The following is a 6,753-nucleotide window of genomic DNA, read 5'->3' as shown; positions in this document are numbered from 1 at the left end:
GCGGGACGTCGTCTCGGCGCCGGGCTGTCGTCCGTCGCCGGGCGCCTCCGCGAGTACGCGCCGGACGAGGACCACCCGTCCGACGACCGACGCGGACCGCGCCCCCGCACGGACACCGCGCCCGACCACGACGGGGCGCGACGTACGGACGGGGGTGCGACACCCGACGAGTCCGTCCACGGCGACGCCCGGCTGACCGACGTCCTGGAGACCCCGATCGGGACGAAGGTCCGGGCCGCGGAGACCGCGCGGGAGGCCCGGATCGCCAGGCGCCGTCGCCGGCTCCTCGAACGTGCCGAGGTCCGCCGCTTCACCCGGCGGAGCCGCCACCGTCGTGCCGCGTGGATCACCGCGGCCGGCATCGTCGTCGTCCTCGGCGCGTCGATCCTCGTCGCCGTGTACTCGCCGCTCATGGCGCTGCAGACGATCGAGGTCAAGGGCACGAACCGGGTGGATGACGCGGCGCTCCGACGCGCCCTGTCCGACCAGATCGGCACGCCCCTCGCCCGGCTCGACTTCGACGAGGTGAAGCGTGACATCGCGCGGTTCCCGCTCATCGAGAGCTACGTGACCGAGGAGGCGCCGCCCCACACGCTCGTCGTCACCGTGACCGAGCGCACCCCCGTGGTCGCGGTGCAGTCCGGCCGGACGTTCGACCTCGTCGATCCGGCCGGGATCGTCGTGCAGTCGGCGAAGGACCGCCCGGACACGATGCCCCTCGCCGACATCGGCAGCGCGAAGCTCGGGTCGCCGGTGTTCCGCACCATGTCCGAGGTGGTCCTGGCGCTCCCGTCGTCGGTGCGCTCGCAGACGAAGGCCGTCAAGGCCTCCACCGCCGACGACGTCACGTTGACCCTGGAGGACGGCTCGAAGGTCGTCTGGGGGAGCCCGGACTCCTCGGACGCCAAGGCCCGACTCCTGGCGGCGCTCGTCCGGGACCACGAGGCCCGCGACCCGGGATCCGTCGTCGAGTACGACGTCAGCGCGCCCGACAACGGCGTCATCCGCTCGGCGAAGTAGTCGTCGGGGTCGCTCCGGGCACCGGAGTCGGGCGGAATCGGACGACACGCGGCGTGGCGGCTGTGCCTCGTCGGGAGGGCACCCGTAGCGTCGACGCAAGCACCACACCTAGCAGCAAAAACCCTGACTTTCAAGTAGAGGTTGAGGGTTCAACCGGAGGCCGGACTGACGTGACCACGAACCACAACTACCTCGCCGTCATCAAGGTCGTCGGTGTCGGCGGCGGCGGCGTCAACGCCGTGAACCGCATGATCGAGCTCGGCCTCCGCGGCGTGGAGTTCATCGCGATCAACACCGACGCGCAGGCCCTGCTGCTCAGCGACGCCGACGTCAAGCTCGACGTCGGTCGCGAGATCACCCGCGGGCTCGGCGCCGGCGCGGACCCCGAGGTCGGCCGTCGCGCCGCCGAGGACCACGCCGAGGAGATCGAGGAGGCCCTCGCGGGTGCCGACATGGTCTTCGTCACCGCCGGTGAGGGCGGCGGGACCGGCACGGGTGGTGCTCCCGTGGTGGCCCGCATCGCGAAGTCGATCGGCGCGCTGACCATCGGTGTCGTCACGAAGCCGTTCAGCTTCGAGGGCAAGCGTCGGCAGTCCCAGGCCGAGAACGGCGTCGCCTCGCTCAAGGACGAGGTCGACACGCTCATCGTCGTGCCGAACGACCGTCTCCTCGAGATCTCCGACCGCGGCATCTCGATGGTCGAGGCCTTCGCCACCGCCGACCAGGTCCTCCTCGCCGGCGTCCAGGGCATCACGGACCTCATCACGACCCCCGGTCTCATCAACCTCGACTTCGCCGACGTCAAATCGGTCATGCAGGGTGCCGGTTCGGCGCTCATGGGCATCGGTTCCTCGCGGGGCGCCGACCGGGCGATCAAGGCCGCCGAGCTCGCCGTCGCCAGCCCGCTGCTCGAGGCCTCGATCGACGGTGCGCACGGTGTGCTGCTCTCGATCCAGGGTGGCTCGAACCTCGGCATCTTCGAGATCAACGACGCCGCCCGCCTGGTGCAGGAGGCCGTGCACCCCGAGGCGAACATCATCTTCGGTGCGGTCATCGACGACACGCTCGGCGACGAGGTCCGCGTGACCGTCATCGCCGCGGGCTTCGACGGTGGCGAGCCGACCGCGCAGCAGAAGGAGCGTCGCTCGAGCTGGGTCGAGGCGGACGGCGGCGCGACCTCCGGCGCCGCGGCCGGCGCAGCCGGCGCGACCGGTGCCATCGAGGACTCGTCGTCCTCGTGGGCGTCGCAGGAGCACGAGGCGCCGGTGCAGCGCGCTGCCGACCCGGCCTTCGACGACGACGACGAGCTCGACGTCCCCGACTTCCTGAAGTAACGCGCTGGAGCTGAATACGGCGCGCCAGCGCCGTGCGACGCCAGCGCCGGACGAGCCTGCGAGGACGGTCTCATGAACGCCGACGCCGGAGGCGTGCCTCCCGTGGCAGGTGATCCGCGCCTCCCCTCCGCCTCGTCACCCGACGACGGACCGGAGGCGCGTCTCGCGTCCGTCAGGAGCGGCATCGCCGACGCGGCCCGGGCCGCGGGGCGCAGCCCCGACGAGCTGACGCTCATCGTCGTGACGAAGTACCACCCGGCGTCGCTCGTCCGCGAGCTCGCCGCGCTCGGCGTCACCGACGTGGGGGAGAACCGACACCAGGAGGCGCAGGCGAAGGCGGCGGAGCTCGCCGACCTGCCGCTCACCTGGCACTTCGTCGGGCAGCTGCAGTCGAAGAAGGCGCGGCAGGTCCGTCGCTACGCGCACGTCGTGCAGTCGCTCGACCGGGACTCGGTGGTGGACGCGTTCGCCCCGACCGACGCCGAGCCGGAGCCGCCGGTGATCGACGGCTTCGTCCAGGTGAACCTCACGGACGACCCGGACCGCGGCGGTGTCCGGCCCGACGCCGTCGAGGCCATGGTCGAGCGGGTGCTCGGCACCGGGACGATCCGGCTCCGGGGCGTGATGGCGGTCGCGCCGCTCGACGAGGAGCCGCGCGCGGCGTTCGCCCGGCTGCGCGGGATCTCCGAGCGGGTGGTGTCGCTGGCACCCGGCGCGACGGACATCAGCGCGGGCATGAGCGGCGACTACGCGGAGGCGATCGCCGAGGGCGCGACACACCTCCGGATCGGGACCGCAATCACGGGGAAACGCCCGGACGCACCGTAGCCTCGACAGCAGGGCAACCACGAGCACGAACCCGGGAGGAACCATGGCTGGTCCGCTGAAGAAGACGATGGTCTACCTCGGCCTCGCCGACGAGGAACTCGAGTACGAGGACGAGCCGCAGGCCGCCCTGGCGCGTGCCCAGGCCGCCCCGGCCGCGACTCCCGCTCCGGCTGCTCAGGAGGCCCCGGCGGCGGCTGCGCCCGCACCGACCCCGGCTCCCGAGCCCAAGGCGCACACCCCGCAGCGCGGTGCCCAGGTCACCCCGCTCCGCCGCTCGCACACGACCGCACAGAAGGCGACCCCGGTCCAGGAAATGAACGAGATCCTCACCGTCCACCCCCGTGAGTACAAGGACGCGCAGTCCATCGCGGAGAGCTTCCGCGACGGCATCCCCGTGATCATCAACCTCACGCAGATGACCGAGGCCGACGCGCGCCGCATGATCGACTTCGCCTCGGGGCTGTCGCTCGGCCTGTACGGCAAGATCGAGCGCGTCACCAACAAGGTCTTCCTGCTCTCCCCGGCCCACGTCGCAGTGAGCGGTGAGGCGCCTGAGGTAGAGTCCGACATCGAGGCGAACTTCTTCGCCCAGTCCTGAGCCGGACCCGGCGCGCGCTCACCGCCTGCGCCGTACCGGCCGGCCCACCCGCCCGTGACCGACCTCCCGTGAGCAGCCAGCACGGACGACGGCCACCCGAGACGAGCGAGCCCCAACCGTGACCGCGATCCTCCTGGTCCTGTACTACGCACTCCTGCTCTACATCATCGTGCTCTGGGGCCGGTTCGCCCTGGACCTCGTCCAGACCTTCAACCGGCAGTGGCGACCGCGGGGCGGCATGCTCGTCGTCGCGGACGTGGTCTACACGATCACCGACCCGCCCATCCGCTTCGTGCGTCGTCTCCTCCCGCCCATGCGGATGGGACCGGTGGCGCTCGACTTCGGCTGGACGATCGTGCTGCTCGTCGCGATCATCGTCCGGTTCATCGTCGGACTGCTCATCACGGCCTCGGCCTGATCGACAGCCCCGACACGCGCCACGCCAGGCGCGGTGACGACTCCCCGTCCCCGTCGGTGTACGGTGGTCGGGATCGATGCCCGCCTCGGCGCGGCATCCGCACCACACGGTACGACTGGTAGATTCGGTCGCACCGGTAGTGGTTCCACACGTTCAGCAGTTCTATTGAGGTGACGGCAATGGCTTTGACGCCGGAAGACGTAGTCAACAAGCGGTTCCAGCCGACGAAGTTCCGCGAGGGCTACGACCAGGACGAGGTCGACGACTTCCTCGACGAGGTCGTGGTCGAGCTCCGTCGCCTGACCGCCGAGAACGACGAGTTGCGCCAGCGCCTGCAGGCCGCCGAGTCGGCGCCGAAGCCGGCCGCGACCGAGCAGGTCGACGAGCAGCCCGCTCCGACCCCCGAGCCCGAGCCGGCCCCCGTCGCCGCCGCTCCGGAGCCCGCGCCGGTCGCCGCTGCCGCTCCTGCCACCACGGTCTCGCCGGACGAGGACACCGAGGGCACCACGAACCTCCTCACGCTCGCCCGTCGTCTGCACGAGGAGCACGTCCGCGAGGGCATCGAGAAGCGTGACGCGCTCATCGCCGAGGGCACCGCGCAGGCCGCTCGCCTCGTCTCGGACGCCGAGGCCAAGCAGCGCCAGATCATCGCCGACACCGAGAACACCAACCGTCAGCGTGTCGCGGTGCTCGAGCAGGAGCAGCGCCAGCTCGAGGGCAAGATCGACGAGCTCCGCACGTTCGAGCGCGACTACCGCGCCCAGCTGAAGAGCTACATCCAGGGGCAGCTCAACGAGCTCGACACCTCTGGCAGCACCGAGCAGTCCGGGTTCGCCCCGGCCTCTGCCTCGGGCGTCGGCAACTGACGTTGTCACGACCAGCACCACGAGCGAAGGTCAGTGTCCGCGCGATCGCGGCACTGGCCTTCGCCGCTGTCGTCGTGGTGGCGTTCGACCAGATCGTCAAGGCGCTCGTCGTCGCGAACCTGCCGTACGGCCGGCCCGTCGCGGTCCTCGGCAACGCCCTGCAGTTCTTCTACGTCCGGAACCCCGGGGCCGCGTTCTCCTTCGCGGTGAACATGACGTGGGTGTTCTCGATCGTCTCGGCGGCCGTCGTCGTCGCGATCATCGTGTTCGCCCGGCGCATCCGCTCGATGTGGTGGGCGATCGTCCTCGGCATGCTGCTCGGGGGCGCGCTCGGGAACCTGCTCGACCGGCTCTTCCGTGAGCCCGGCTTCGGCCGCGGGCACGTGGTGGACTTCATCTCGACGCCGTGGATGATGCCCGCGATCTACAACATCGCCGACTCGTTCATCTGCGTGAGCATGGTCATCTTCGTGCTGCTCGTCATCCTCGGGGTGAACCTCGACGGCACGCGCGCGGTCAGTGAGAAGAAGCGTCGCGAGCAGGACGCCGCGGTCGCGACCAGCGAGGCGGAGGCGAGCAGTGCCTCCCGGCCGCTCGTCGAGGACCCGCGCGCGCCGCGTGACGGCCGCGACCCGCACGGCCGCGACCAGCTCGGTCACGACGCCACGTGAGGCACGACCGTTGAGCGAGACCCGTTCCCTGCCCGTGCCCGACGGACTCGCCGGTGAGCGCGTCGACGCCGCCATCGCGAAGCTGCTCGGGTTCAGCCGCTCGTTCGCGGCCGAGGTCGTCGCCGCCGGCGGCGTGACCGTCGACGGCGTGACCGTGGACAAGTCGGACCGGCTGCACGCCGATTCGTGGCTGCAGGTCGAGTGGACGCCGAAGGAAGCCCCGCGGATCGTCCCGGTCGAGGTGCCGGGCATGACGGTCGTGCACGACGACGAGGACATCGTCGTCGTCGACAAGCCCATCGGCGTCGCCGCGCACCCGTCTCCCGGCTGGGACGGCCCGACCGTCCCCGGGGGCCTCGCCGCTGCCGGGTTCACGATCGCGACCTCCGGTGCCGCCGAGCGGGCCGGCATCGTGCACCGGCTCGACGTCGGGACCTCCGGGCTGATGGTGGTCGCCAAGACGGAGCTCGCGTACACGCACCTCAAACGCGCGTTCAAGGAGCGCACGGTCGACAAGGTCTACCACGCACTCGCCCAGGGTCACCCGGACCCGACCTCCGGCACGATCGACGCCCCGATCGGCCGGCACCCGTCGAGCGACTGGAAGTTCGCGGTCACGGCGGACGGCAAGCCGAGCGTGACGCACTACGAGACGCTCGAGGCCTTCCGGTCGGCGACCCTGCTCGAGGTGCACCTCGAGACCGGCCGCACGCACCAGATCCGCGTGCACATGGCGGCGACGCGGCACCCGCTCGTCGGGGACACCATGTACGGGGCCGATCCGGTGCTCGCGAACGAGCTCGGGCTCACGCGGCAGTGGCTCGACGCCGTGCGGCTCGGGTTCGAGCACCCGCGCACGGGGGAGTGGGTGGAGTTCGAGGCCTCCTACCCGGACGACCTGCAGCTCGCGCTCGACCGCATCCGCGCCGCGTAGCGCGAGCTGGGCGGGGCGGGGCGGGGGTACTCGGCGCTCGAGACACGCCCGACTGCGTTCGTCGAGGTCGCACGAGTTGTCGCT

At 71.2% G+C, this 6,753-nt stretch carries 8 protein-coding genes; all 8 read left to right on the top strand.

Annotated elements, in window-relative coordinates; translation table 11 throughout:
* Nucleotides 1–1,020: FtsQ-type POTRA domain-containing protein (locus tag ACSW7Y_RS15390; RefSeq protein WP_438127117.1), on the top strand; the 1,020-nt coding region annotated here is incomplete at its 5' end.
* Nucleotides 1,021–1,190: 170 nt separating this feature from the next.
* Nucleotides 1,191–2,354, top strand: coding sequence for a cell division protein FtsZ (ftsZ, locus tag ACSW7Y_RS15385; protein WP_438127116.1), 1,164 nt, complete (start codon nucleotides 1,191–1,193; stop codon nucleotides 2,352–2,354).
* Between the two features lie 72 nt (nucleotides 2,355–2,426).
* Nucleotides 2,427–3,182 (top strand): YggS family pyridoxal phosphate-dependent enzyme, encoded by a 756-nt coding sequence (locus ACSW7Y_RS15380; protein ID WP_438127115.1) that lies wholly within the window; start codon nucleotides 2,427–2,429, stop codon nucleotides 3,180–3,182.
* Between the two features lie 43 nt (nucleotides 3,183–3,225).
* Nucleotides 3,226–3,780, top strand: coding sequence for a cell division protein SepF (locus ACSW7Y_RS15375; RefSeq protein WP_438127114.1), 555 nt, complete (start codon nucleotides 3,226–3,228; stop codon nucleotides 3,778–3,780).
* Between the two features lie 118 nt (nucleotides 3,781–3,898).
* The gene (locus ACSW7Y_RS15370) at nucleotides 3,899–4,198 is read left to right on the top strand and encodes a YggT family protein (RefSeq protein WP_290132099.1); all 300 of its coding nucleotides are present in this window, start codon (nucleotides 3,899–3,901) and stop codon (nucleotides 4,196–4,198) included.
* Between the two features lie 179 nt (nucleotides 4,199–4,377).
* On the top strand, nucleotides 4,378–5,064 hold the full coding sequence (locus ACSW7Y_RS15365; RefSeq protein ID WP_438127113.1) for a DivIVA domain-containing protein: 687 nt from the start codon (nucleotides 4,378–4,380) through the stop codon (nucleotides 5,062–5,064).
* 2 nt (nucleotides 5,065–5,066) lie between these two features.
* Nucleotides 5,067–5,735, top strand: a complete 669-nt coding sequence (lspA, locus tag ACSW7Y_RS15360) for a signal peptidase II (RefSeq protein WP_438127112.1) — start codon at nucleotides 5,067–5,069, stop codon at nucleotides 5,733–5,735.
* A 10-nt stretch (nucleotides 5,736–5,745) separates the two neighbouring features.
* Entirely contained in the window at nucleotides 5,746–6,669 is a 924-nt protein-coding gene (locus tag ACSW7Y_RS15355; protein WP_438127111.1) for an RluA family pseudouridine synthase, read from the top strand.
* Nucleotides 6,670–6,753 lie beyond the last annotated feature (84 nt).

The organism is Curtobacterium flaccumfaciens, assembly GCF_051548005.1.
Taxonomy (GTDB): Bacteria; Actinomycetota; Actinomycetes; order Actinomycetales; family Microbacteriaceae; genus Curtobacterium.
This window is presented reverse-complemented; position numbering and strand designations above follow the sequence as displayed.